The sequence below is a fragment of the Bdellovibrio sp. ArHS genome (genome assembly GCF_000786105.1).
Classification (GTDB): Bacteria; Bdellovibrionota; Bdellovibrionia; order Bdellovibrionales; family Bdellovibrionaceae; genus Bdellovibrio.
This window is the reverse complement of record NZ_JTEV01000013.1, coordinates 1-24,853: the sequence shown is the minus strand read 5'-3', so window position 1 is coordinate 24,853 and position 24,853 is coordinate 1. Positions and strand designations below refer to the sequence as shown.

24 protein-coding genes are annotated in these 24,853 nt (G+C 46.4%); 14 read left to right on the top strand and 10 right to left on the bottom strand.

The annotated features are described in order from the left end of the window. Window positions 1–48 precede the first annotated feature (48 nt). The 7 genes from pulA to OM95_RS07330 all read left to right on the top strand — a co-directional run bounded on the left by pulA (window position 49) and on the right by OM95_RS07330 (window position 9,772). The gene (gene pulA / locus OM95_RS07360; protein ID WP_291515803.1) at window positions 49–2,700 is read left to right on the top strand and encodes a pullulanase-type alpha-1,6-glucosidase; all 2,652 of its coding nucleotides are present in this window, start codon (window positions 49–51) and stop codon (window positions 2,698–2,700) included. Beyond that, entirely contained in the window at window positions 2,697–4,904 is a 2,208-nt protein-coding gene (locus OM95_RS17190) for an extracellular solute-binding protein (protein ID WP_291515801.1), read from the top strand. The genes pulA and OM95_RS17190 overlap by 4 nt, the downstream gene beginning before the upstream one ends. Beyond that, entirely contained in the window at window positions 4,901–5,719 is an 819-nt protein-coding gene (locus OM95_RS07350; protein ID WP_041872050.1) for an ABC transporter permease subunit, read from the top strand. The genes OM95_RS17190 and OM95_RS07350 overlap by 4 nt, the downstream gene beginning before the upstream one ends. A gap of 2 nt (window positions 5,720–5,721) precedes the next feature. After that, a complete protein-coding gene (locus tag OM95_RS07345) occupies window positions 5,722–6,762 on the top strand; it encodes an ABC transporter ATP-binding protein (RefSeq protein WP_041872048.1) in 1,041 nt (346 codons plus the stop codon). 9 nt (window positions 6,763–6,771) lie between these two features. Further along, window positions 6,772–8,214 (top strand): alpha-amylase family protein, encoded by a 1,443-nt coding sequence (locus OM95_RS07340; protein ID WP_041872045.1) that lies wholly within the window; start codon window positions 6,772–6,774, stop codon window positions 8,212–8,214. A gap of 3 nt (window positions 8,215–8,217) precedes the next feature. Next, entirely contained in the window at window positions 8,218–9,183 is a 966-nt protein-coding gene (locus tag OM95_RS07335) for an ROK family protein (protein WP_041872043.1), read from the top strand. A gap of 91 nt (window positions 9,184–9,274) precedes the next feature. Then, window positions 9,275–9,772 carry an SgcJ/EcaC family oxidoreductase gene (locus OM95_RS07330; RefSeq protein ID WP_291515799.1) on the top strand — a complete coding sequence of 166 codons (498 nt, stop codon included), beginning with the start codon at window positions 9,275–9,277 and terminating at the stop codon, window positions 9,770–9,772. 167 nt (window positions 9,773–9,939) lie between these two features. On the opposite strand, the gene OM95_RS07325 is transcribed toward OM95_RS07330, so the two are convergent. Beyond that, window positions 9,940–11,121 carry a winged helix DNA-binding domain-containing protein gene (locus tag OM95_RS07325; RefSeq protein ID WP_291515797.1) on the bottom strand — a complete coding sequence of 394 codons (1,182 nt, stop codon included), beginning with the start codon at window positions 11,119–11,121 and terminating at the stop codon, window positions 9,940–9,942. Beyond that, the gene (locus OM95_RS07320; RefSeq protein WP_041872318.1) at window positions 11,118–11,612 is read right to left on the bottom strand and encodes a hypothetical protein; all 495 of its coding nucleotides are present in this window, start codon (window positions 11,610–11,612) and stop codon (window positions 11,118–11,120) included. The genes OM95_RS07325 and OM95_RS07320 overlap by 4 nt, the downstream gene beginning before the upstream one ends. A gap of 206 nt (window positions 11,613–11,818) precedes the next feature. Here OM95_RS07320 and OM95_RS07315 point away from each other — a divergent pair, with 206 nt between their 5' ends. Continuing rightward, a complete protein-coding gene (locus tag OM95_RS07315) occupies window positions 11,819–12,469 on the top strand; it encodes a L,D-transpeptidase (RefSeq protein WP_041872041.1) in 651 nt (216 codons plus the stop codon). Between the two features lie 50 nt (window positions 12,470–12,519). Here the strand turns inward: OM95_RS07315 and OM95_RS07310 are convergent, their stop codons facing one another. The 4 genes from OM95_RS07310 to OM95_RS07295 all read right to left on the bottom strand — a co-directional run bounded on the left by OM95_RS07310 (window position 12,520) and on the right by OM95_RS07295 (window position 16,129). Next, on the bottom strand, window positions 12,520–12,963 hold the full coding sequence (locus tag OM95_RS07310) for a hypothetical protein (RefSeq protein ID WP_291515795.1): 444 nt from the start codon (window positions 12,961–12,963) through the stop codon (window positions 12,520–12,522). A 2-nt stretch (window positions 12,964–12,965) separates the two neighbouring features. Continuing rightward, window positions 12,966–13,745 (bottom strand): hypothetical protein, encoded by a 780-nt coding sequence (locus OM95_RS07305; protein WP_291515794.1) that lies wholly within the window; start codon window positions 13,743–13,745, stop codon window positions 12,966–12,968. A 138-nt stretch (window positions 13,746–13,883) separates the two neighbouring features. Next, window positions 13,884–14,249: an MGMT family protein gene (locus OM95_RS07300; RefSeq protein WP_041872312.1), complete on the bottom strand. Its 366-nt coding sequence runs from the start codon at window positions 14,247–14,249 to the stop codon at window positions 13,884–13,886. Window positions 14,250–14,257: 8 nt separating this feature from the next. Then, window positions 14,258–16,129 (bottom strand): OPT family oligopeptide transporter, encoded by a 1,872-nt coding sequence (locus tag OM95_RS07295; protein WP_291515792.1) that lies wholly within the window; start codon window positions 16,127–16,129, stop codon window positions 14,258–14,260. Window positions 16,130–16,254: 125 nt separating this feature from the next. Here OM95_RS07295 and OM95_RS07290 point away from each other — a divergent pair, with 125 nt between their 5' ends. Beyond that, window positions 16,255–17,181, top strand: a complete 927-nt coding sequence (locus tag OM95_RS07290; RefSeq protein ID WP_041872039.1) for an ABC transporter ATP-binding protein — start codon at window positions 16,255–16,257, stop codon at window positions 17,179–17,181. Beyond that, window positions 17,178–17,939 (top strand): ABC transporter permease, encoded by a 762-nt coding sequence (locus OM95_RS07285; protein ID WP_041872037.1) that lies wholly within the window; start codon window positions 17,178–17,180, stop codon window positions 17,937–17,939. The genes OM95_RS07290 and OM95_RS07285 overlap by 4 nt, the downstream gene beginning before the upstream one ends. A gap of 31 nt (window positions 17,940–17,970) precedes the next feature. Here the strand turns inward: OM95_RS07285 and OM95_RS07280 are convergent, their stop codons facing one another. Further along, window positions 17,971–18,369: a DoxX family membrane protein gene (locus OM95_RS07280; protein WP_041872036.1), complete on the bottom strand. Its 399-nt coding sequence runs from the start codon at window positions 18,367–18,369 to the stop codon at window positions 17,971–17,973. A 187-nt stretch (window positions 18,370–18,556) separates the two neighbouring features. On the opposite strand from OM95_RS07280, the gene OM95_RS07275 reads away from it, so the two are divergent. Beyond that, window positions 18,557–19,066, top strand: a complete 510-nt coding sequence (locus OM95_RS07275; protein WP_291515791.1) for an SRPBCC domain-containing protein — start codon at window positions 18,557–18,559, stop codon at window positions 19,064–19,066. A 15-nt stretch (window positions 19,067–19,081) separates the two neighbouring features. On the opposite strand, the gene OM95_RS07270 is transcribed toward OM95_RS07275, so the two are convergent. After that, entirely contained in the window at window positions 19,082–19,531 is a 450-nt protein-coding gene (locus OM95_RS07270) for a PPC domain-containing DNA-binding protein (protein ID WP_291515790.1), read from the bottom strand. Between the two features lie 140 nt (window positions 19,532–19,671). On the opposite strand from OM95_RS07270, the gene OM95_RS07265 reads away from it, so the two are divergent. Continuing rightward, window positions 19,672–20,289 carry a TetR/AcrR family transcriptional regulator gene (locus OM95_RS07265; RefSeq protein ID WP_291515789.1) on the top strand — a complete coding sequence of 206 codons (618 nt, stop codon included), beginning with the start codon at window positions 19,672–19,674 and terminating at the stop codon, window positions 20,287–20,289. 84 nt (window positions 20,290–20,373) lie between these two features. Then, window positions 20,374–20,730 carry a zinc ribbon domain-containing protein YjdM gene (locus OM95_RS07260; protein ID WP_041872035.1) on the top strand — a complete coding sequence of 119 codons (357 nt, stop codon included), beginning with the start codon at window positions 20,374–20,376 and terminating at the stop codon, window positions 20,728–20,730. Window positions 20,731–20,776: 46 nt separating this feature from the next. Here the strand turns inward: OM95_RS07260 and OM95_RS17185 are convergent, their stop codons facing one another. After that, on the bottom strand, window positions 20,777–22,594 hold the full coding sequence (locus OM95_RS17185; RefSeq protein WP_291515787.1) for a methyl-accepting chemotaxis protein: 1,818 nt from the start codon (window positions 22,592–22,594) through the stop codon (window positions 20,777–20,779). Between the two features lie 472 nt (window positions 22,595–23,066). On the opposite strand from OM95_RS17185, the gene OM95_RS07250 reads away from it, so the two are divergent. Next, on the top strand, window positions 23,067–24,641 hold the full coding sequence (locus tag OM95_RS07250) for a methyl-accepting chemotaxis protein (RefSeq protein ID WP_291515786.1): 1,575 nt from the start codon (window positions 23,067–23,069) through the stop codon (window positions 24,639–24,641). A gap of 50 nt (window positions 24,642–24,691) precedes the next feature. On the opposite strand, the gene OM95_RS17525 is transcribed toward OM95_RS07250, so the two are convergent. After that, a complete protein-coding gene (locus OM95_RS17525) occupies window positions 24,692–24,841 on the bottom strand; it encodes a DUF2239 family protein (protein ID WP_363228104.1) in 150 nt (49 codons plus the stop codon). Window positions 24,842–24,853: the final 12 nt, after the last annotated feature.

The window sequence follows — 24,853 nt, the reverse complement described above, 5'->3', positions numbered from 1 at the left end:
ACTACACATTACGCAGAGAGACTGAAGCTTTTGATGAAGGGGGGAAGCTTGCATAAAAAGTTCTGGATTTTTCTATGCTTTGCTTTCTTTTATTGTTGGCCCACCTTCGCCGGTGATGCGCGAGCTCAGTGGAGTGATCCCACACAGCTGAAGCTTAAACTTCCTCCAGGATTTTACGTCAGCGCGAACACCCAGTTCTTTTTTGTCGAAGGCTTCTTTCCTTTGGCGATGAATACTTCGATCCCTCTTCCGGTAATTTCTGTGCAGGGGACTTATGCGTGGCTCAGCACCAGTCACCTCACACGTGACGACATAGATGAGCTTATTCGCAAACCTTTAAAAGTTATTGCGACGACCAACAACCGCACCATCCTGGATTCAACGGCGGTTCAATATGCGGGACTTTTAGACGCAAATTACTTCTATAAAGAAAGCGACCTTGGGGCCATCTGCAAATTCGATTGCGACGTCAAATTGTGGTCGCCCACGGCTCAAAATGTGCGCTTACATCTTTTCAAAAACAGTTCGGACTCCGTACCGTCCGTCATTTTCGACGGTTCGCGCAGCGATCTTGGTGTCTGGAACTTTTCGCTTTCACGCAGCTATAAGAACTATTTTTATCTTTTTGAAGTCACCGGCTTTCAACCCTTGTCGAATAAGATTGAAACCTTTCTTGTCACGGACCCCTACAGTCTCAGTCTTTCTATCAATGCTGAAAAATCTCAACTTGTCGATCTTGACTCGACCGAGGCGTCACCGCAGGGTTGGGAGATATTGCAGAAACCGTTTTTAAACTCACTGAATGACTCGATCATCTATGAGCTGCACTTGCGTGACTTCAGCGCCCATGAACCGAATATCGCACCGGAATATCGTGGAACTTATCTGGCCTTTTCGTTCGAACGCTCGTTCGGAGTTCAACACCTCAAAGAACTGGCGCAAGCTGGATTGACCCATGTTCATCTTTTACCATTCAATGATTTTGGCAGCGTGAGCGAAAGAAAATCCGAATGGACTAACTACGAAGATGCAAGTTCCAACCTGCAAGAACCCCAAAGTCTGATTGGCGGAATGAGAGCTTCCGATCCTTTCAACTGGGGCTACGATCCCGTTCACTATTTTACTCCTGATGGCAGTTATGCTGTTGATCCTGATGGGGTCACGCGCATTAAAGAAGTTCGTCATATGGTGGCCGCTCTTAATGGACTGGGTCTGCGCGTGATTCAAGACGTTGTCTTCAATCATACTTATCAAGGTGGCGCCGAGCCTTATTCCGTCTTTGATAAAATTGTTCCTCTTTACTATTACCGTGTTGATGACGAGGGGCGCACCTTCAAGAGTTCCTGCTGCAACGACACCGCCAGCGAACACCGGATGATGGAAAAGCTCATGATCGACAGCGTTCTTCATTGGGCGCGGGCGTATAAGTTGGACGGGTTTCGCTTTGACCTGATGTCTTTTCATTCCCGTAGCACCATGACAAAAATTCGCGAAGCCGTTCGCAATTTAACACTCCAATACGATGGCGTTGATGGACACAAGATTTTGCTTTACGGCGAGGGCTGGAGCTTCGGATCTTTCCATGATGGAAACCCCCAAGAAGCGATGACTATCGAAAACTCTTACGGCATGCAGTACGGATTTTTCAATGATCGCTTGCGAGATGCTGTTCGTGGCGGAACGACCTCGGCGGCTGAAAAATCCGACCAGGGATTTGCCACTGGTTTGTATTTTGATTTCAATCAAGAACCGGCGAACCGCAACACGCCAATTCATCTGGAAGACCAAAAAGGCAAACTTCTTCACTTGGGTGATGTTATCAAAGTAGGACTGGCCGGAAATATCGCCGACTTTGAATTCAAAGAGCATTTGGGTCATGTTATTCGCTCTCATGATCTGAAGTTCCGTGGGGCCCCCGTTGCCTTTGCCAAAGAGGCCTTGGAAACGGTCAACTATGTTTCTGCCCACGATGGTTACGGTCTTTGGGATGCGGTGCAAGCGAAAGCCCCCTTTTACAACCGCAATCGCAGTCCAAATACCGCCAGCAGTGAAGAGCGTCGTCGCATGCATCAGTTGGCCATGGCCATTCCTTTACTAGGACAAGGGCTTCCATTTATCGAGTCGGGTACGGAACTACTGCGTTCAAAAAATGGGGATCAGGACAGTTATGATTCGGGAGACTTCTTCAATCGCATTGATTGGCAAGGTCAGACCAATTATTGGGGCGCGGGCCTGCCTCCCGCCTGGAAGAATTTAAATGATTGGAGCTTCTGGCAGCCCAGACTGTCGGCGCCGGAAATGAAAGTTTCCCCAGAACAAATTCAAAGAACGAAAGAGTATTTCAAAGGGCTTTTGCGCGTTCGTCAAAGCAGCCCCTTATTCAAGCTCAATACGCAGGAAGCGATTTCGCAACATTTAAGTTTCATCGATAATCAGACAGCGGCAGAGCCCGGTTTGATCGCTATGTTATTGCAGAATGAGCATGAAGCGCTGTTGATTCTTTTCAATGCCTCTCATGAAGCGCGCACGTTCTCGAATGAATCTTTACGTCACAACTGGAAACTTCACCCTCTTTTTGACGAAGCCGTAGACCCACTGCTGTCACAGGTGGTGTTGCAGCCTGCGCAAAAGATCGTGCAAATTCCAGGTCGCACCACTGTGATTCTTCAAATCTCGAACGCTTATTGGAATCATGAATGAAGTTTGTTAAGGTTCTTTTCTTTTCCCTTTTATTTCTAAGTCCCTTGGCCAAGGCGGCGAAGCCTTTGCGGATTCAGCTGTGGCATCAGATGATTTATGGCCATCGCGTGGTTTTATCCGAAGCCTTAAGACAGTTTGAGAAGGAAAACCCTGGCGTCACCGTGCAGGAAACTTATCGCGAAACGGAAGAGCTTCGCTCTAGCTATCAAGCGGCCGCAATGGGCGGTTCGGGCCCTGAACTGGTTTTCGGCCCCAGCGATCAAATCGGTCCTTTTGCAACCATGAACATCATTCGTCCTTTGGATGAAGTTCTGGAAGAAAAGTATTTCGAACAATTCGATCCTTTGGCAATTCCGCTTTATCACGATAAGCACTACATGATTGGCGGCGCCGTCGGTAATCATCTGATGCTCATCTACAATAAAAAATTGCTAGCCAAGCCGCCGCAAAACTCGGACGAAATGATTGCTTTGGGAAAAGAACACACCCGGGATCTGAATGGTGACGGCAAAATCGATCGCTATGGTTTGGTCTTCAATTATACCGAGCCCTTCTTTTTTGCTCCATTCATTCCCGCTTTTGGCGAAGCTTTTATGACTGACGATGCTAAGCCGAACCTCGACACCCCCGCTTTACGCAAAACTTTTGAATTCATCTTGCGGCTTCGTGATAAAGAAAAAATCATTCCTAAAGAATGTGACTACGAAACGGCGAACGCACTTTTCAAACAGGGCAAAGCCGCTATGCTGATTAATGGCGATTGGTCCTGGGGGGACTATAAAGATGCCGGCATGGACTTCGGTATCGCCCGCATTCCTCTGATTTCTGAAACTGGCAAATGGCCAAGCCCCTTAGTCGGAACGGCGGGATATTCTTTAAACGTCAACATGACGTCTTCGGCACATCTCGAGGCGGCTTTAAAACTTCTGCGTTACCTGACTTCTGAACGCGTCCAGCTTATGTTTATGGAGCGCGTGGGCGTTTTGCCCTCCAATCTAAGCCTTCGCGATAATCCCATCGTGAAAAACAATCCTCTACTTAAGGTTTCTGCCGAAATCATGGAAGTAGGTACGCCTATGCCCGTGGTTCCCGAAGTTCGCGGCGTATGGGACAGTCTGCGTATCCAATATCAAAAGCTTTTAGCCAACTCATTAACCCCGGCCCAAGCGGCGGAAGGGGTACAAAAACTGGCTGAATCGCAGATCAGCGATATGAACGAGGTCTTACAGCCTGATGCCTCGGCCTTTGTTATTAAAGGACTGGTGCTTGTCCTTGTCATTTTACTCGCGTGGGTTTCCAAAGGTTCTCTTCTTAGCTTCGTCCAAGGTTTTAAGGGGCCGCAAAAATTTGTGTATTATATGATGCTGCCCGCGTTTGTCGGCATCTTTGCCGTGATCATCTATCCGTTTTTCTATAATATCGCGATCTCTTTTTCCAACTTCAGTCTGCGCACATTTCAAGATTGGTCGATTGTGGGTTTGCATCACTATGCCAACGCTCTGACGGACCCCAAATTCTATGCCCTTTTTGGAAAAACCATTGCTTGGACGGTGGTCAACGTTTTCTTCCACGTGACCCTCGGCGTGTTTTTGGCTGTCGTCATCAATCAAGTCATGCCCGCCAAAGGTTTCTGGAGAACTCTTTTTATTATTCCTTGGGCGGTGCCTCAGTACATCACCGCACTAACCTGGCGAGGCATGTTCAATCAGGAATACGGTCCGATAAATCAGTTCCTGCAACAGTTCTTGCATCTTTCGCCAGTTCAGTGGTTAAGCCAACCCTTCACGGCTTTCACAGCTTGTATCATCACCAATGTTTGGTTGGGATTTCCATTCATGATGATCGTGGCGTTAGGTGGCTTGCAGTCCATTCCGCATTCTCTGTATGAAGCGGCTTACTTAGACAAAGCCAATGCATGGCAAAGATTTCGGCATATCACTTTGCCGTTGTTAATGCCCGTGATGATTCCGGCCGCCTTGCTAGGCTCTATATGGACATTCAACAACCTCAATATCGTCTGGCTTGTGAGCAATGCGGGCGAACCCGGTGATCAGACACACATTTTGGTCAGTTACGTCTATAAAGCCGCCTTCAACCTTTATCGCTATGGTTATGCCGCGGCAGTTTCTGTGCTGATTTTCCTTATTTTAGTTCTTTGGAGTTTGGGATCTCTTCGCAGCCAATACAGAAAGGAGACCCGATGATCAAAAAAACACTGGCTTGGTTCAGCATTTTGATTTTTGCGATGTTTTCGATCTATCCGATACTTTATGTCTTGTCCGTGTCCTTGCGCGGAGACAATGCTTTTCAATCACAATCTCTGGAGATCATCACTTCCACATCCACGCTTAAAAATTTCGTGGACTTGTTCTTAAGAACCGATTTTCTGCTGTGGATGCGCAATTCCCTATTGGTCGCCACCCTGACAACGCTTTTGGGCGTGGCTTTGGCTTCGACCAGCGCGTATGCCTTGTCTCGCTATCGCTTCCGTGGTCGCAACATGATGCTCTTTGCGTTGCTCGCGACCCAGATGTTCCCGGCGACCATGTTGATTCTTCCTTTTTACATCATCTTATCGAAACTTCGCTTGATCGACAGCTTTTGGGGTCTTTTCATCATTTACTCCTCCACCGCGTTGCCTTTCTGTGTGTGGCAGATGAAGGCGTACTACGACACGATTCCCAAAGAACTTGAAGAAGCTGCCTTACTGGACGGATGTTCGCGTTGGATGACTTTTTATAAAATCATTCTACCCGTTTCCTCTCCTGCTTTGGTGATTACGGCGCTATTTAGTTTTCTGAGCAGTTGGAGTGAATACGTCATTGCCGCTGTGGTTTTGCAAGATCCACAGCTTTACACCCTGCCACTGGGCCTTCGCTCTTTCCAGGCTAGTATGGCGACACAATGGGGTCTTTATGCAGCCGGCGCCTTGATCGTCAGTGTTCCGGTATTGATTTTGTTTATTAGTATTTCCCGCTATTTGGTTTCCGGTTTAACTATGGGCAGCGTGAAGGGTTGAGTATGGCATCTATTGAGTTTTCCAAAGCCTCGAAAAGTTTTGGTGCTTCACATATTTTAAAAAATATTGATCTGAATATTTCCAGTGGCGAATTTTTGGTTTTAGTAGGCCCTTCCGGCTGCGGGAAGTCCACTCTGCTAAGAACATTGGCCGGTCTTGAAAAATTAGATGGTGGCGATATTAAGGTTAATAACAGGTCCATCGCCAAGGATGAACCTCAGGACCGCGACATCGCCATGGTTTTCCAGAACTATGCGCTTTATCCCCACATGAATGTCGCGGAAAATATGGGCTTCGCCATGAAGCTTCAGAAAAAGCCGAAAGACGAGATCCACAAACGTGTGCAAGAAATCGCTGAGCTTTTGCAGATCTCCCACCTCTTGGAGCGCAAGCCGAAAGAGCTTTCAGGCGGCCAACGTCAGCGTGTCGCTTTGGGCCGCGCCCTGGCCAGACAAACCTCCATCGTTCTTTTTGATGAACCTCTTTCCAACCTCGATGCCCACTTGCGCAGTCAAATGCGGGTGGAAATTAAAAGACTTCATCAAAATCTGAAGTCCACGATGATCTACGTGACCCACGATCAGATGGAGGCCACGACAATGGGTGACCGCATCGCCGTTTTAAAAGATGGCATTGTGGAACAACTAGGAACCCCATCGCAGATTTATCATCAGCCGAAGAATCTGTTTATCGCCAGCTTTATTGGTTCACCCGAAATGAACTTTATTGAAGGTCCCCTTGTGAAAAAACTACCCTGGAATGAAGCTCAGGAAGGAGATGTGCTAGGCGTCCGTCCCGAGGCCTTGAGAATTTCCAACGGCAGCCTGGAAAGCAATGAATTAGAGTTGGGAAGCTATCAGATCGAACTTTCAGAAAACCTGGGTGGCCAGCAGATGCTTCATGGCTCTTTAGAAGGGCAAAATGTCCGTATACTGGTGGATTCTTCTTATAATTTTTCCAAAGACGAAAAGGTGCGTCTGAAGATCGACCTGACAAAGTCGCACCTCTTTGATAAAAAAACGGGTCTGAATAAACGACTTTAAGGAGATCGTTTGCGCCGTTGGATTCACCTTCTAGCTTTGGCCCTCTTTATGACGAGCTTGCAGTCGCACGCGGCTCCGCGCACTGTTTTTGTGCAGCTCTTTGAGTGGTCTTGGTCGGATATTGCCCAGGAATGTGAAAACTACCTAGGCCCGGCAGGATTTTCCGCCGTTCAAGTATCTCCCCCACATGAACACATCATGTGGGAAAACACGCCTTGGTGGGAACGCTACCAAGTTGTCAGTTACGACCTCAAATCTCGCAGTGGTGATGAGGCCCAGTTTGCGGACATGGTACGCCGATGTCGAGCCGCCGGTGTTGATATTTATGCTGATGCAGTCATTAATCACGCCACGGGTGTGCCGGGCGGTGTCGGTTTCGGCGGAACTAAGTTTACTCACTATAACTATCCCGGGCTTTATTCTTATAAAGATTTTCATCATTGCGGTCGCAACGGTAATGACAACATCATTAACTACAAAGACCGTTACGAAGTTCAAAACTGTGAGCTGGTCGATCTTGCGGATCTCGCGACAGAAACAGAATATGTTCGCGATCGCCTGGCACAATATCTTAACAAGCTTTTGGATTTAGGTGTTGCGGGCTTTCGTATTGATGCCGCCAAGCACATTCCGGCACAGGATCTTGCCGCTATTTATTCTAAATTAAAGCGTTCCGCTTACATCTATCACGAAGTCATCTACGATCCTCAAGGGCCGATTCAATATGGCGAGTACCTGCCCTATGGGGATGTCATGGCATATGATTATTCCCGAACATTGGCCTACGGATTTCGCAGTAAAGATACTGAACGTTTACATCGCATCGCCGACGGATTTCCCGACAGCAAGGACTCTATTGTCTTTGTGACCAATCACGATCTGGAACGCCATGACGCTCACTCTGTCCTTAGCTACAATGGTTCCGAACAACGCCTTTATCGTCTGAGTCAGGTTTTCATGCTGGCATGGCCGTTTGGTTATCCTCAGCTCTTTTCCGGCTTTTCGTTTTCCACCTTTGATCAGGGACCGCCCTTGACTCCCGAGTTAAAATCGCAGCCGGTTTTTGATGACAATGGTCACTGTGTGGCGCCGTGGACCTGCGAACACCGTCTGCCGGAAATAGCAGCCATGGTCGATTTTAGAAATCAGACCGACAAAGCCTTTTATATTTCAAACTGGTGGTCGAATAACAAAGACCAGCTTTCCTTCAGCCGTGGCAGTTTTGGTTTTGTCGCGATGAACTTTTCCACGCTGGAACTTGAACGCGATTTTATCACTTCGCTCACGCCGGGAAACTATTGCAATATCGTGAGCTCTGACTACAATCCTTTGACGAAAACCTGCTCGCAAGCCTGGACAGTCACGAATCGTGGTACTGTTCATGCAAAAATTCCGGCGATGTCTGCAATTGTGCTTTTAAAGACTTCGCCTCTTAAGAATAGAAAAAGATAAATCATGAAGAAGAAGACATACACCATCGGCTTTGATCTGGGCGGAACAAAACTAGCAGCGGCTCTTTTGGACAATAGCGGCACGATGCTGGATTTCATAAAAGTTCCCGTCGACATGAAACGAGAAAAATCCGCGGCGCAGACGCAAAAACGTGTCATTAATCTGATGGCCGACATTGCTCTGGATTTCAAAAAACGTTTTCCGAAAGAAACCACTGGTAAACATTTTCTGGGAATCGGTCTTGCCAGTGCCGGCCCGCTCAATGCCGAAGAAGGGAAACTGATCTATCCGATGAACTATCCCGGATGGAAGATCGTTCCTATTCGTGACCTGGTCGCAAAAGAAATTCAGGCACGCGGCTTTAAAACGAAAGTCCATTTTCAACATGACGGAACCGCTGCCGCCTTGGCGGAGGGCTGGGTCGGCGGAGGACAAGGCATGAAATCTTTTGCGGTTGTTACCGTAGGCACTGGGGTTGGTTCCGGCGTCATCTTTAACGGCTTCCCCGCACAGAGCCGGGGCATGGGCTCGGAATATGGCCACACGGTTGTCGACTTTAAGAAACTGCAAGAGCATCCCGACCAACTTCACCATTGCACCGTCGAAGGAGTCGCTTCCGGAACGGGCCTTCTTCGTCGCGCAAAGGAAAAAGGCTTTTCTGGAAACTCGGTCGAAGAGCTCGTTGAAGCAAAAGATGGAAAGTACGACGATCTTTTCAAAGAAATGGGCTGGGCTTTGGCTTGCCTCTGCTACGATCTGTCGATTGGCTATAACTTGGAAAGAATCTTTCTGAGCGGTGGGCTGATTAAAATCAAGAGTCTTTATTTCAATGATTTGAAATCTCACTATAAAAAAATGATTCATCAAATGAATCCCATGTTTGAGTGCAAAATCGAAATCGCCAAAACCAAGAATCATGCCGGAGTGCTGGGCGCAGGATATCTTCCCTATCTTGCTCTTAAGAAATAACCCCAAGGTCTTGCTGTCATTTGTCCGCTAGCCTTGCGACCTTTCTAAAACTCTTCCACACTGGTCTTATCAACTCGTGCGGGAGGTGGCCGTGGATCTGCATGCTCACACTGGCGAAGAATCACAGATTCGCATTCTTTACCATAATCTGCTGAATGCCTGGAACAAAAGAAGTGCCGCAGATATGGCTGATCTTTTTTCTGAAGATGCCAATATGATTGGTTTTGATGGCAGCCATCTTTCCGGCCAGGAAGAAATTGGAAAGCATCTGGCGACGGTTTTCTTTCACCATCCAACAGGGTCGATTGTTAATATCGTCAGGAATGTGCGCTTCATTGCGCCCGAGGTTGCCGTTCTAAATGCGGTGGCTGGCATGATTCCGCCGGGAAAAAACGATATCTTACCCGAGCTGACGGCAATTCAGACTCTAGTCAGCGTGAAAGATGATGATCATTGGCGCATCTCCATCTTTCAGAATACTCCGGCCGCCTTCCATGGTCGGCCTGAAGAAGTTGACAAATTAACTCATGAATTAAGACGCGAAATGCAAGAATCCTTTAGAGCGGAAAATAGTGCCCAAGGATTCTAAAAAATAAGGAGGCCCCACGACAGGGCCCCATGCAGGACTGGAAAAGGATAACAGCACTTTCCTAAAGCACGATTAATGCCAAACCTCTAAACTCATTCCTTGAATTTGAGAAAAAACGTTCTCCCTTTTTTCCACTTGAGCGGGGGATTTTGCCCCAAAATTTCATGTCATTTGCGGACTTGAGGAGCTTTGGAAAGTCCTGCACCAAAGTGTCCCTCTTCTTTTGCAAGTTGAAATTTTTCGAAACGATGCAGTTCTTCTTCGATCCGACGTTTATTATTTCGAGATTTGTGTTTTCCCAACCAGGTCCACTTCTGAATTAAAACCTTTTGTTGCTGGCGGTCCGTCTTTAAATCCAACGCAGCGACGATTTCATCATCAACAAGAACGGGCAACGCAAAATAACCGTAAACTCGTTTTTCTTTGGGAATGTAAGCTTCAAAGCGGTGTTCGTAAGCGAAAATCGCCTGAAGTCTTTTTCTTTGTATGATCAAAGGGTCGAAGGGTGAAAGAATGTGGGTTAACGGCCGAGGTTTTAATTCTTTTTCTAACTCTTCCGGCCTAATCCATGTCTGATATTTTGAAATGCCGTCAATCTGGATTTCGACCAGTTCTTTCTTGCGCACTCTTTGTTCGATAAGGCGGTGAATTTCAGGTTTACGACTTGGATAAAGATGACAGATAGAATCCAAACTAACAAATGCCTGGGAGCGCAGAGCTCGATCCAGAAGATAGTTAAAAACTTCTTTCGTCGTCGCCGCTTTCGGCTTTTTTTCCCAGTCGAAATGGCGGTCCACCAGATCATACTTCTTCAGCATGCCAAGTCTTTCAGACACCGTGATCAGTCCTCCGTTGAAAGCCAGATCCAGAGCCTTTTTTGAGGGCTTGCGACTGACCCAGGGATGATCTTTTTCCACCAGCACGTCGTCTTCGATGTCACGGATTGAAAGAGCGCCTTCATTTTTAATAAGACGAAGAACCTTTTGCAGATCTGTCTTTTTCACACTTTGGTACCAGCGCGATGGCTGCAGTCGCCTTCTTTTCATGTCATTCATGAAAAAGCGAAAGTCTTTTGTCGGTATATAAGCCAATGCATGGGTCCAGTATTCGAAAACTTCTTTATTCAAAGTTTGGGCCGTGTGCAAATCCTGCTTGTGGTATTTGGGAATTCGCGAATACAGAATGTGATGATGACAGCGTTCAATGACATGAATGGTGTCGATCTGAACGTAACCCAGATGATCAATGGCATCCACCGTAGCCTGGGGACCAGATCCAAAGGGCGACACTTCGTCCAGGCGTTGCGCGTGAATCCACAAATGGCGCGCCCGCGCTTGCGTCAACTTCATTTTGGCAGCAGCCTTTTCGATTCCAATTGCACGGGAATGCCTGTGCCGCTCCACTTTGTCGTTTGATAGCGACCCTGCAAAACTTTTTCAGATTGAATATCGACATCCAACAGTCCGTTGAACTTCGCTTGGGCCGCCAGGAACGCCAATCTCAGAAGGGTTTCTTCGCGGTCGGGACAGTCTTTGACCTTAACGGGCTTTTCTTTGCGTTTAAGAAGTCGGGTTTCTTTTGTCTGCGTTTTGAAAAAGACCGCGATGTTCTTCGCCTCTTCCATTGTTTGATTGTAGTCCGCCAACTGCGGCGCCACCTGAGCATCGTAACAAGAACCACAATAGGTGCTGTGAGACAACTCTGCGGGAAGAGTCGGCAGGAAAGAAAACGTTTCTTTCTCTAAAAATTGGGCACAGTTCTTACAAACGGCGCTTTTGCAATGACCGCACTCTAGCGTCGCTTTCGGCTTTTGACATGAACAACAGACTGAATTTTCCATAGATTTAAACATTTAACATAGATTTCTGACAAATACAGCCTCCCGACTTCGGTGCGCAAATGTTTCCAGCCTTCCAGGAAACAGGCTCTGCAGAGGACTGAAAACTTAAGAATTGCATGTCAAGCGCCTTAAGACCGCCATCCGGTGTTGTACACGAGCAGTAAGATTGAAGACGGAATCAATCACATAAACACAGGAGGTGTTTTATGAAAACAGGGCTGAAGATAACGACTTTTGTTGTCTCACTACTTTTTGGCATTAATCTTCAAGCGAACGCACAAACCGCTGAAGCTTTGGCTGAAGACGAACGCATTCCCAATATGATCGAAGAATTGAACCCCTTTGACCCTAATATTGAAGAAACCTTAGAATACTACGATAGAATTTATGAAGAAGAGACCGGAAAACCGGCCCATCTTTCCGACGCTTTTATCAATGACATTATTGGCCTGGCAACTTGTCGAAGAGCAAACTGCGCAGTTTGGGCCCAAGTTGTAAAGGAAACTCAGAGAATGTACCTGTATGTGAATGGGAGTTTGCGCGGCTCTTGGCCCGTTTCTACGGGAATCAGTGGCTACGGTACGCCGAACTTTGACAAACATCCAGATGGACGTATCTATGACCGCTACACCTCTAGCAAATATCCTGGAGGAGACTATAATGGATTAGGGAACATGCCTTATGCCGTTTTTATTCGAGGTGGTTTTGCCCTTCATGGTACACCACGATCGAATTGGCCTAAGCTCGGAACCCGGGCATCGCACGGATGTATCCGCATGCATCCCGACAACGCGTACACGTTCAATCGCTTAGTGCGAGCGAACGGCGTCAGCAATGTATGGATTACCGTGCAATGATCCAGGTTTTTTAGTGGAATATCCCCGATAGTCTCGGGGATATTCCGTTTTTACTTTTGACAGTATTGTTCGACGGAAAAACGAAACTCTTTCCCCGCCTTCTGGCATTTTGGTTTCATCTCGCCCAGTTGCCGCGCATCTGCCATCTGAGAAAGCTTATTAAAAGAATCTGCATCAGTTTCCCGGATCATCACTGAAATGTATTTCCCATCTGCTGAAAGCTTCGCCGATTGCGGTTTCACATCGCACACGGACTCTGAATCCAAGATTGGAAGACTTTGCCAGTGCGGCACCTTAGGCCCACAACTGACCTTCAGTTCCACTGAATAGGGCCGGCCCAACTTTTCTTCCACGATTCGCGAAGACACTAAAGCCTGCCCCCGGCCATTTTGCAAAGATATTGATTTTTCACCAACCATATCACTGGCAGCCAAAGAGGTTAGAGAAAATGTTAAAGTTGAAAAAACTAATAGATATTTTGAATAGAGAGTCATAGTCACCCCGCACATAGTGGAAAAGAAAGATGGATATGATCATTATGAAGATCGTTACCGCCTAATGCCGACCCCGGAATTCCAATAGATCCCGCGTATTCACGCTGCCCTGGTTGACACTTCGAAGGCATCGTATCTTTCCAGCACTGTCGAAAAGCGTTGTAGAATGTCTTGGTCGTTCCCGTGAAATCCCGAACATGAGTGCTGACTGATGTTACGCCACCCGTTCGATCGTAAATAAGAAACTTCACGATGTCGATAGCACGCGCGTACGCATGCATACTTAAGCTGGAAGAGTTTCTGGCATTTCGATTAACATATGTTCCCCAGTGACGAATAAAAACCCGTTCAGGCTGAGGATAATTTGCAGCAAGCGCCGCTGCCTCGACACAGCCAAAGAAATGTTTATTCAAATGCGTCGCATAGTTCGGATGAATCGTCCCGTTACCACATTTAGTGTCACTATCGTATCCTCCGCGCACGACTGCTGCCGAATCGCAGCCATTCCAAGTGACTCCCGGACCGTAGGCAAGCTGAGTCGTGCCAGGCTTAAACGAAAAATACAATCCCGCCAAAGGAGGCTCGGTCGGGGTCGTAATAGTTCCCGGGGCATCTGTATAGCCAGGAGACGTTGTTCCTTGAGAGGTATCATCGGGTTCTCCTGAAGCCCACTCACCATCACCAGAGGACTGCGCACATCCTAGACCCAGAAGTGCGGAAGAAATTAATAGAATCGAAAAACCGCCTTTAATTTTTTTTGTGAAAGTCTTGTGTTTTTGCATTGGTAAAGTCTTAAGTGACAGACGTGTAACTTAAAACCCCCAAGGGCCAAACGCTGGACTATATATGGACTAAAGACTTCATAAAATCCGCGCCCGCCAAGGATTTTAAAGCTATAAGTGAAAATACTCAGGAAAAATTTAAGCGGTGAACATGCGTGGCGAGCGCAAGCTTTTCTTTTTAGAAACTTCTTTCTTCCACTGAAACTTTTTTAGATCGATTTTGTTTTTATCTAAAAAGACGACGCCTTCGTGGCGCAAAAGAGCTTTCTGTTTTTTAAAAGCAGCGGAAGCCTCGGGAAAAGAAATTTTCCCTTGAGAGTTAATCACTCTGTGCCAAGGCAGTTTGTGGGCTTTAGAAGAGGAATGAAGAATCCAAGCGACCCCCCGCGAACCTTGTGGTTTTCCCGCAAGTTTCGCGATTTGGCCGTAGGTGGCAACTTGACCCAAAGGAATTTTCTGAATGAAATGAATAACCTTTTTAGAAAAATCATTCAGCTCTTCCAAAATCTCTCCTAGCCGACGGCATTTTCCAGAAGAATCAGAATAATTCCGATGATAGAACCACCAGCGATGACTCCCGCAGCTAAGGTCTCTTGGTTTTCTACAAAGGCGCGGTATCCAAAGCTGCTTTTATCCTTGTAACGTTTACGGGCGATCCAGAACAACAAAGTCCCCAATGCCATCGACCAAGCGTCCACAAAGCGCAAGACGAACCCCAATCCTAAACCCACACCGGACAGCGGGAAGCGGCCTTTGGTTTTTTTGTTCAGAATTTCGATCACAATACCCGCAACCGCGCCGATACCGGCGGCCATTTGCGCTGTCGGATGAAGGTTGTTTAAGCCCTTCGTCAAAACTTCAGCGACGCCCTTCCAGATAGAAGCTCCCGGAAGAGGCAAAGCTTCCGAGGTGAATAAAGAAACATCACCGTGGAATAAAGAATAGAAAACGGGAACTGCGACCAGGCCACCGGCAAAAATTCCCAATACGTGTCCCACCGCTTGATGGCGCGGCTTTCCTCCCAACATGTATCCCGGCTTAATATCCATCAGCAGATTGCTGGCATTCAGGGAGACTTCAGAAGTGATTCCCGCCGTCATCAGGTTTGTCGTCACATTACCAGGAGCCATAACACCATAGGTGATCTGCGTAAGTTTACCCAAAGCACCACCCGGAGTGATTCCGGTAAGACCCGTTGAAGTAACCGCAATCAGCGTAAAGACGAAGACTAATGGAATCGCCAAAAGTCCCAACCAATAGTGAATTCCAAACCACACGTGGCCCAAATAAATTGTGATCGCACTCACTATAGGAATACCCACCGCGAAGACCCACATCGGCAGTTCAATTTTTTCCAGAGGATCAGCACTCTTATCTTTTTTCTTCGCAAGACCCTTGCGGAAAGTTTCTATCAAGATCTGAGGTTTGGAGAAGAAAGAATATAGAGACGACGTTGTCATAATGGCCGCCCCGCCCCACAGCGCCCACATTGTGATCGCCTTGAATTTAGCCTCGGGAATTACGCCATTGCTGATCATAATTGGCGCCAGCACAAAATAATTAAGGAAGCCGCCAAGCAATATGGACATCGCTGTTTTCATGCTCATCAGTCCACCTGTTCCCATCATTACGATGGACGTATCGAACTGGATCGTCAGGTCTTTAAGCGGGCTGCCCAAAATTTTTGGCGTCGCAAATTTATAGATGAAATCATCCCAATAGTGAGGCAGAGCCAAAAATGGAACTTTGATAGCGGCCAAAACCGCATCTGCTCTTAAAATCTCCATCAATGCGGAAATTCCCGCTCCACTCATTAGAAGTTTGGCCTTAAACATTCCCTGCTTACCGTCTTCAGAATGCAAGCTGTCCAGAACAACACCGGCGGCATATCCTTCGGGAAAGGGCATTTGTTCTTCATTGATAAAACGCTTCTTAAGTGGAAAGGCAAAAAGAACACCCAACACTGCAAGCACAACAATCCACCAGAAGGTCTGCCACATCGGGATCACTTCTCCAGTCACCATCATGTAGGCCGGAATGGACGCCATCATGGGAGCTGTCATGTAACCCGCACTCGTCGCAATACTTTGCATGGCATTGTTTTCTAAAATCGACATGTGCGAACCAAGTTTTAAACGATCCATCAATTTGAAAAAGGCAAAGGAAAGAATCACAGAAGAAATGCCGACGCCCAAGGTCCATCCGGTTTTAATTCCAATATAAAGATTGGTCAGACTAAGAACGCCCCCAAGAATCATCCCCGTTAAAGCGGAGCGAAGGGTCAGCTGAGGCATATCGCCCTTATAGACGTTCTTGAGCCACCATTCATCCTTCTGTGCAAGTGTCATCGAATGGATTTGTTCTTCGTTGAGTTCTTTAATCATACAAACTGCCTCCGCAAAGCGTAGAAAACCAGATTTTGCGCTCAGACACAATCATTATCAGAGACGAAAAAGGGAATGCCAATCCAATGAAAACTCTGAAACAATCAAGGCATAAAGGAATTGCGATGTCGGACGTCATAAACATTTCTGAGCTCTACAAAGTGTATTCTTCTGGCCATAGCGCCTTGAAGAATATTCAACTGCAAATTCGTCGTGGGGAAATATTCGCCCTTTTGGGCCCGAATGGCGCAGGGAAGACGACCCTGATTAATATCATCTGCGGAATTGTCAACCGCACCAGCGGCGCAATCACCGTCGATGGCCACGACATTCTTAAAGACTATCGCAAGGTGCGCGGCAAAATCGGCCTGGTTCCCCAGGAGCTGACTGGCGATATGTTTGAAAAGGTCTGGGATTCCGTCACCTTTAGCCGAGGTGTTTTCGGTAAATCGCCGAAGGCCTCTTATCTGGAAAAGATCCTTAAAGACCTTTCGTTATGGGACAAAAAAGACGCCAAGATCATGACACTTTCTGGAGGTATGAAACGACGAGTGATGATTGCCAAAGCGCTTTCTCACGAGCCTGACATCTTATTTTTAGATGAGCCCACCGCGGGTGTGGACGTAGAGCTGAGACATGACATGTGGTCCCTGGTTCGCAAGCTCCGCGATAGCGGTGTCACCATCATCCTGACAACCCACTACATCGAAGAAGCTGAAGAAATGGCGGATCGTATCGGTGTCATCAATAAAGGTGAGCTGATCCTGGTTGAGGAAAAGCACAGCTTGATGAAAAAATTGGGGAAAAAGCAGCTCACCCTTCATCTGCAAAGTCCCTTGTCGCAGATACCTGACGAATTTAACGGCGTTCATCTGGAACTATCAGAGGACAAATCGCAATTGATCTATACTTTCGATACGCAGGCCGAACAAACCGGCATCTCAGAGCTTCTTCGCCGACTCGGCAACTACGGAATTGATTTTAAAGATCTTAAGTCATCCGAAAGCTCTTTAGAGGAAATTTTCGTAAAACTTATCGGGAGTAAAAAATGAATCTTTACGCAATAAAAGCAATTTACTGGCATGAACTTGCGCGGTTTTTTCGCACCCTTTTTCAGAGTATCGCCTCGCCAGTTTTATCGACCTCACTATACTTCATCGTCTTTGGTGCCGCGATCGGTTCCCGCATGGATGACATGAGTGGCGTCAGCTATGGGGCCTTCATCGTACCGGGATTGATTATGCTGTCGATTCTGACGGAAAGCATATCAAACGCCTCTTTCGGAATTTATCTGCCCCGCTATACAGGCACCATCTATGAAGTTCTTTCTGCCCCCATTTCCGCTTTCGAGATCGTGTTGGGTTATGTTGGCGCCGCCGCCACAAAGTCCATCATTCTTGGAATCATCATACTTATTACATCGCGCTTGTTCGTTGATTACACAATTGCACATCCACTGGTCATGATCGCCTTTTTGATACTCACTTCCGCCACTTTCAGTCTTTTCGGATTCATTATTGGACTTTGGGCAGACGGCTTTGAAAAGCTTCAAGTGATTCCATTGATGATCGTCACTCCCCTGACATTCTTAGGAGGAAGCTTCTATTCGATCGACATGCTTCCGGAGTTTTGGCAAAAGGTGTCTCTTTTTAATCCGGTTGTTTATCTGATCAGTGGTTTTAGATGGAGTTTTTATGAAAAAGCAGACGTCAGCATTGGCGCCAGTTTAGGACTGACTTTTCTGTTCTTCTCTGTATGCATGGCCATTGTCTGGTGGATTTTTCGGACCGGCTATAAAATCAAGGCATAAAGGAAGAGGCTGGGCGCCTCTTCCTGGCAAATTACGCGCGGGGATTGCGTTGAAAAAGAGGTTGGTATAAATGCCAATAAGCGCTGGCTGCGACCAAGTGTAAAACAATCATTACCAGCGGCATGATGATATTGGAAATCCCGGGAGTAAGAAATCCATGAAACAGCGCAATCTGTATGGTGATTGGCGCTAAAATAACTAAAGCCACCGGAGAGGCGAATCCTAACAACAAAAGTGCCCCACAAACTGTTTCTGTGCCCTTTAATACAGGCATAAAATAGGCCGTGGACATAACGCCCTCGAAGAACTTAATAACACCTTCCGGCTGAGTTGGTGGCGCCGGAATAAAGTTTAAAAACCCATTCAGTCCAAATACAAAATAGATAAGCCCCAGAATAACTTGTGCTGCCACGGTGATTTTGCTCTTCATGAAGTAATTCCTTTCCCGTTGTTATTTGCTTTGAATAAACATTAGCATCAGGTCTTGAATACGACAATACTCACATGAATTTACCGTAAGAATTCCGAGAAGGCGCTGGCCCATACGGTGTCTTCGTTCCTAGACTTGTTGGGTTTCCTTCACTGCATTCAAAATGAAAGTGCAGCGGAGGTTTACAATGGCAACAAATTCCGAACCCATCCTAATAACCCGTGTCTTCAATGCTTCTTTAGCTGACGTCTGGAAAAGTTGGACTGCTCCGGAAAAGATAAAGCAATGGTGGGGACCGAAGGACTACACCGCACCCACTATTAAATGCGACGTGCGCGTCGGCGGCGTCTACCTATTTGCGATGAAGTCCCCTGAAAATAAAACTTACTGGAGCACAGGAACATACAAAGAAGTCGCACCGCACTCGGAACTTGTCTTCACAGATTCTTTTGCGGATGAAAATGGCAATGTCGTCAGCTCTGAGTACTATGACATGCCAGGCATTCCCAAGGAATTACTCGTGACCGTCAAGTTTGAAGAGCAAGGCAGTAAAACGAAAATGACCCTAAAACACGAGGGGTTTCCCCCTGGTGAAATCGCCGATATGTGTAAAATTGGCTGGAATGAGTCCTTCGATAAACTGGAGAAGACTTTCTTCCAAGGGAAAGAATTCTGGCAAGAAGCGAAAAGCGCCTAATTCTTAAGGGCCTTCTTAGCGAATTTCCATGATCTTGGCTTTAAGCGATTCATCGTGAATGCGATTGAGCTTTTTATCCATCAGCTCAATACGAATTTCAAACGAACCGCCTTCAACGATGGCCTCAAGGACTTGGCCACCTATGATCTGGCCGTTTTCTGCAGCAGCAACTCCATAGGCCCGCATTGAGGGGTTTCCGTCGTCCCAGGCCATGCTGCCGTTGAAATTGACTAGAACAATATTTTTGAATTCTTTGGCTGGCATTTCTTGAGTGCTCTTGTCCGAAAATCCAAACTTTACGTTTGCCGGTCCATAACCACTGAATGTCGCGCTTTTTATGTTTTCCTTCTTCGCCAAGCTCTCTAGATAGGGAAAGAGGGGGTCTCCTTGACGTAATACCATCAAATAACCGCCACTGACCTTGATATATCTTTTGCTTGTCTCTGTCTGGGCAATTTCAAACATGAACACCTTCCATTAAAAACTAATAGCATCTGAAGGCCTATCCAGAAACAAATATTTATTTGTCGAATAACAAATTTGTTCGCACTGCATACTATGTAGTACGTTGCAACACAACCTGGCCCTTGATAGAATTAAAATTCATGAAAAAATCCGCTTTGAAAAAATCACGAAATCTTGAGAAATCCCGTCAGGAAATTTTGTCGGCGGCATTTTCCTTGATCTTCGCTCGCGGCTTCCAAGGGGTCAGCATCGACGACATCGTCAAACAGACGTCGATGACGAAAGGTGCGTTCTACCATCAGTTCCCGACTAAATTAGATTTAGGCTATGCCTTAGTTGAAGAAGTCATTCGCCCGATGATTTTAGAACGGTGGATTAAGCCCTTAGAGAGTTTCGAAAATCCCCTTGAGGGAATACTAAAACAGATAAAAAATCTTATCGGCAAAGCGTCCCCTGAAGAGCTCAGTCTGGGGTGCCCTTTGAATAATTTAGTTCAGGAAATGTCGTCGCAAGACGAAGGTTTTCGCGAACGCCTGCAAGCGGCATTACAATTATGGATCGATGAAATGGAAGTCCATATCAAACGAGCGAAAAAGGATGGTTATCTAAAATCCGACGTCAATACTCGTTACGTCGCCCATTTCATCGTCATGACCCATGAAGGTTTCTACGGAATGCTCAAAGGGCTTCAGGAGCCTAAAGCATTTGACGCTCTTTTTGATTCTTTAAAAAGATATTTTCAGACGATTTCTACTTGAAAGGCGCAACAATCGAACGATTGTCAGTAAAGAAAAAGCGGCCAAAGACGTGCTAAATCGGCTAAATTGTGCTAGCTTGCTTAAATGGAAAATCAAACAAACTGCCCCCAATGTAATTCAGAAAATATTTATGCTGACGGGAATCTTTGGATCTGCCCAGAGTGTGGTCACGAATGGAGTTCTTTCGCCGCTACCGATGTTGCGGAAGAAAAAGCCGAAGATAACAGCATCCGCGATGCCAATGGCAATGTTCTTAATGATGGTGATTCGATCACAGTCATTAAAGACCTGAAAGTGAAAGGCTCTTCTTTAGTTGTCAAAGTAGGGTCCAAAGCCAAAAATATTCGTCTTGTCGACAGTGCTGATGGTCACAACATTTCCTGCAAAATTGACGGTATTGGTTCCATCAATCTGAAATCTGAGTTCGTCAAGAAAGCGTAAGCCCGAAGAGAGGGCTCATCGCCCTGGCGAAGTTGTTTGGCGGATCTTAGGCGTCCACCAAAACTCCTGCTGTTGGTTCATGGGCCTTTGTACTTTTTGATGATCGCCCTCTGACATCGGTTTCAAGCTGCGTGATAATTTCGTTTAAAAGATGAACTTGGGCAAAGACTTCCTCGGATGCTTGAGACACCTCTCGCATGCTCTCTTTGTTTTCATTTGTTGCATGTTCAAACTCGTTGATGAGCTTGGAGATGTGCAATAGCCCCACGGCCTGTTCTTTGGTCGCTCCCGCAATTTCGGTATTTAAAGATGTCACCTTCTGAACCGACGAGACAATGTCATGAAGTAATTTTGCCGCCAAATCAGCCCGAGCCTGACTGGAATCCACCAAAGTGACATTTTCTTTCAGCAAAGAATTGATTTCCTTGGCCGAAACAGCACTTTTTTGCGCCAAAGTTCTTACGGCATCCGCTACGACGGCGAATCCTTTGCCTTGCTCTCCCGCCCGTGCCGCTTCGACAGACGCGTTCAAAGCCAGAAGATTCGTCTGAAACGCAATGTCATCAATAACAGTGATTGTCTCAACGATCTTTTTGGAACTGACCGCGATGTCTTTCATCGAATTTAAAACCGCCATGATCTCGGTCTGGCCATTGACGGCAGAGTCGTTAGCACTCGTTGCCACCACCGCAGCTTGCTGTGAGCTTTCCGTGCTTAGCTTCAACATTCCATTGATTTCTTCGATAGAGGCCGCTGTTTCTTCAATAGCTGCCGCCTGCTCTGTCACCTTTTGATGAACACTTTGCGAGGCATTCTGAAGAATAGCGCTGACCTCTTCAGATTTGCCGGCGGAGTCTCTTAACCGCGTGATGGATCTTAAAATCGAAGTCAGACTTTGCCCGATGGTGTTCCCGATATAGATCGAGATAAGAATCGTCACTAAAAGAGCCAAACCTGAATAGATGAAAGATTTCGCGCGGCCATCCTTTAAGGTCTCAATTCGCACTTTAAGAAGATGTTCCAACTCGGAGTTTGCAACGTTCCAAGAAGCAAAGCTTTGATCAATAGCCTTGAGGCCGGCACTCAGCAGATCAGCCCTTGCAATGGATTCACCTCTTGATAGCGCGCGAAGCTTTTCGATGACTGCTTTCACGCTGACGGACAACTTTTCAATCTCTAACGGGATCTTTTCTTGCAGCGATGAAGAACTGCCGTAAAAATTTGGATCTTCGTTAATCGCCGTTTGGCTATCAGCCACGATTCTATTCAGGTCAGACTCTTCCAATTGGGTTGCATAGAGCGCGGCCTGTATTCGCCGATCCACTTCATTGCCGGCGACATAAAGTGCGTCCAGATTTCCCATAATGACAGATAAGCGATCCTGCATTTGCGGCAAAGCCAGTAAGGAGATATCCATCATATAATAGCTGTCTAAGTCAGGGTCCAGGATAAGATTGGAAGTGTCGCCCAGATGGGTGATCGCCGTTTTTACGGAGGCGATGGCGTCAGACCATTTCTTTTCACTAATTAAGGAGGACAGAGCCTGCAAGCTGGCATTGTCGCGCTTTCGTTTCGCCAGTTCGGTATCGGAAAACTGCAGAAGGTCTGCCCTTAAGACATACTGGCTTTCAAGTTGCTTTAGCTCTTCGGCGGGATCACTTTTACTTGTTCCCAATTGAAGATGCACCAACTTCTGCCACAGGTTTTCATAGGACTTTTGCAGCTCGTTGCCTTCGTATTCTTTGAGTGAAAAATCCACGTTTACGGTTTCTGAGCGATACATCAATACCGTCAGAACCACAATGGGAAGGGTGAAGATGAAAATATTAACTATCAGTCGCCACTTAAGAGGAATCTTTTCCACAACGTGCCTATCTATGAGCTTTACTCATGGGTTAATTCTGAAAATAAAGGATGGTCGCAGTCAAATAGTGAAAGAACGAAAGGCCTAAAGACCAGACGCCTCAGGGATTTCAAGGGATTATTCGTTCCAAAGAAAAAATTGGATCCCAGTATTTTAGTTTAATTGAAGAAATCATCTAGAGCAGCAGTGCGAAATTTTAGTCAGCTAAAATTCTGACTTCCTTTCTTCTTGCGTCTTTTAAATTGTCACGCTTTCGTCACACTTCCACGCCGACCAACGACAAGATTATTACTCAAATCAGATTTCATTTAAGGTTTCAGTATTCAAACCTGAGTTTATTTTGATCAACCCCCTTCCAGATCATTAAATTTCAGAAGTTAATTTTTTTTGTCTGAAGCATTTTGAAATTCATCCCGAAGAAACTGCCACATACAAAAGTTCGAATAATGCCAACCCACTGGGATGGGGGAATATGAAAAATACAAGTTTGAGTTTTAAAATGTACTTCGTTATGGCAATCCTGATTGCGGGCTCTGTTGTTATTGCAGGCATTGGTTTAAGCCGTATGAATAGAATCAACGAAGCTCTGCATTCGATAGTCAACGAAAAGTCGGCGCGCGTATCTATCGTCAAAGACATTCGTTCTATTTTTTATCTACAGCTTATGAATGAACGCAACTATATCCTTGAGCGTGACCCCGCTAAAATGACCAATATAGATACGTTGATGGAAAATCGCCATAACGAACTTCTTAAGAAAGTAGACGACCTTTGGGCTGTTTCTACAGAAATCGGCAAAGAAGAAGCGACAAAATTTAAGGCCGCCTACGAAATGTGGTGGAAGAACACCAAAGAAGTGAAAGCATATGTCGCTGCTGGAGACAAGGGCAAAGCCCTTTATCAAAGTCAGTCTATAGGTCACGACATTCGTCAAACGGGCGAAGAAATCATCAACGGCAACGTGCAAAGAAACGAAGAGCGCATGAGTAAGGATGCCATGGAAGCTGAAAATGACTATAGTCAGGCGAAAAGCCTGATGTTGACAGCTAGTATAGTAACGATTCTTCTTGGGCTCTCTATCGGTACTTTAATTTTACGTTCTCTTTCAAAGTCGATTAATACAATTATCGAAAACCTTTCGGCGTCCTCAAATCATGTTTCCGCAGCATCTCAGCAAATCGCCTCCGCTTCGGTAGAGCTTTCTGAAGCGACGACCGAGCAGGCCTCCTCTTTAGAAGAAACGGTGGCGACAATCGAAGAATTGTCGTCGATGGTGAATGTCAATGCCAACAACGCTGGCCAAGCCTCTAAGCTTTCGAGTCAAGCCAGTGAAATCGTGTCTCGCGGTGAAAAAGAAATGAGTTCTTTGATTGCCTCCATGTCTGAGATTTCCGAGGACTCGAAGAAGATTTCCGACATTATCACCGTCATTGACGATATCGCCTTTCAGACGAATCTTTTGGCTCTGAATGCGGCTGTCGAAGCCGCTCGCGCCGGGGAACAAGGAAAAGGTTTTGCCGTCGTCGCCGAAGCAGTCCGGACTTTGGCACAAAGAAGTTCCATCGCCGCAAAAGACATTGCTGATTTGATTAAGTCTAGCGTCGGCAGAATTGAACATGGCAGCGTCCAAGTGGAAAAGAGCGGCGCCGTTCTTACGGAAATTCTTGGAGCGGTGACCAAGGTTGCTCATCTAAATCAGGAAATTTCTTCCGCAAGTACCGAACAGTCCAATGGCATTGGACAAATTAGTAAAGCGATGAATCAGCTAGATCAAGTGACTCAAGTCAACGCCGCTTCTTCTGAAGAAGCCGCCGCTTCGGCTGAAGAATTGTCCGCCCAGGCAGAAAGCTTGAAGAATGTGATTTCAACTCTGGTCGAAGTTATTAAAGGCAAGACCCACGAGGAAAGCCCCATGGGAAAGGCTTCCCTAGAGACTCCTCGGGCCTCGCGATCTAAGATGGCGACGCCCGTGTCATCACGAATCAAGGCCGAACTCGCCTCTTCAAAAAAGAATGAAGATTTACTTCCTCTGGATTCAGCAAGCTAGGTTTAACGAAAGGGGCTTTTTCAAAAGCCCCTTTTATATCATCAAACGAATTACAAAGCCGCCTTGGCCAGCATCATCACATGTGAACGAATATCTTTAGGCCATTTAGAAATCAGCTTTTTAAAGTTCTCCCCATCTTTAGCAAACAAACAGCGAAGAGCCTCTTCGTACCCAGGAAGATCCCCCGCCATTACCGTCATAAATTTGTATGT

What these genes read in the sequence shown, in the direction of transcription:
- OM95_RS17190 (WP_291515801.1), top strand. Translation starts at nt 2,697, where the DNA reads ATGAAGTTTGTTAAGGTTCTTTTCTTTTCCCTTTTATTTCTAAGTCCC.
- OM95_RS07350 (WP_041872050.1), top strand. Translation starts at nt 4,901, where the DNA reads ATGATCAAAAAAACACTGGCTTGGTTCAGCATTTTGATTTTTGCGATG.
- OM95_RS07345 (WP_041872048.1), top strand. Translation starts at nt 5,722, where the DNA reads ATGGCATCTATTGAGTTTTCCAAAGCCTCGAAAAGTTTTGGTGCTTCA.
- OM95_RS07335 (WP_041872043.1), top strand. Translation starts at nt 8,218, where the DNA reads ATGAAGAAGAAGACATACACCATCGGCTTTGATCTGGGCGGAACAAAA.
- OM95_RS07325 (WP_291515797.1), bottom strand. Translation starts at nt 11,121, where the DNA reads ATGAAGTTGACGCAAGCGCGGGCGCGCCATTTGTGGATTCACGCGCAA.
- OM95_RS07320 (WP_041872318.1), bottom strand. Translation starts at nt 11,612, where the DNA reads ATGGAAAATTCAGTCTGTTGTTCATGTCAAAAGCCGAAAGCGACGCTA.
- OM95_RS07315 (WP_041872041.1), top strand. Translation starts at nt 11,819, where the DNA reads ATGAAAACAGGGCTGAAGATAACGACTTTTGTTGTCTCACTACTTTTT.
- OM95_RS07310 (WP_291515795.1), bottom strand. Translation starts at nt 12,963, where the DNA reads ATGACTCTCTATTCAAAATATCTATTAGTTTTTTCAACTTTAACATTT.
- OM95_RS07305 (WP_291515794.1), bottom strand. Translation starts at nt 13,745, where the DNA reads ATGCAAAAACACAAGACTTTCACAAAAAAAATTAAAGGCGGTTTTTCG.
- OM95_RS07295 (WP_291515792.1), bottom strand. Translation starts at nt 16,129, where the DNA reads ATGATTAAAGAACTCAACGAAGAACAAATCCATTCGATGACACTTGCA.
- OM95_RS07290 (WP_041872039.1), top strand. Translation starts at nt 16,255, where the DNA reads ATGTCGGACGTCATAAACATTTCTGAGCTCTACAAAGTGTATTCTTCT.
- OM95_RS07285 (WP_041872037.1), top strand. Translation starts at nt 17,178, where the DNA reads ATGAATCTTTACGCAATAAAAGCAATTTACTGGCATGAACTTGCGCGG.
- OM95_RS07280 (WP_041872036.1), bottom strand. Translation starts at nt 18,369, where the DNA reads ATGAAGAGCAAAATCACCGTGGCAGCACAAGTTATTCTGGGGCTTATC.
- OM95_RS07275 (WP_291515791.1), top strand. Translation starts at nt 18,557, where the DNA reads ATGGCAACAAATTCCGAACCCATCCTAATAACCCGTGTCTTCAATGCT.
- OM95_RS07270 (WP_291515790.1), bottom strand. Translation starts at nt 19,531, where the DNA reads ATGTTTGAAATTGCCCAGACAGAGACAAGCAAAAGATATATCAAGGTC.
- OM95_RS07265 (WP_291515789.1), top strand. Translation starts at nt 19,672, where the DNA reads ATGAAAAAATCCGCTTTGAAAAAATCACGAAATCTTGAGAAATCCCGT.
- OM95_RS07260 (WP_041872035.1), top strand. Translation starts at nt 20,374, where the DNA reads ATGGAAAATCAAACAAACTGCCCCCAATGTAATTCAGAAAATATTTAT.
- OM95_RS07250 (WP_291515786.1), top strand. Translation starts at nt 23,067, where the DNA reads ATGAAAAATACAAGTTTGAGTTTTAAAATGTACTTCGTTATGGCAATC.
- OM95_RS17525 (WP_363228104.1), bottom strand. Translation starts at nt 24,841, where the DNA reads ATGACGGTAATGGCGGGGGATCTTCCTGGGTACGAAGAGGCTCTTCGC.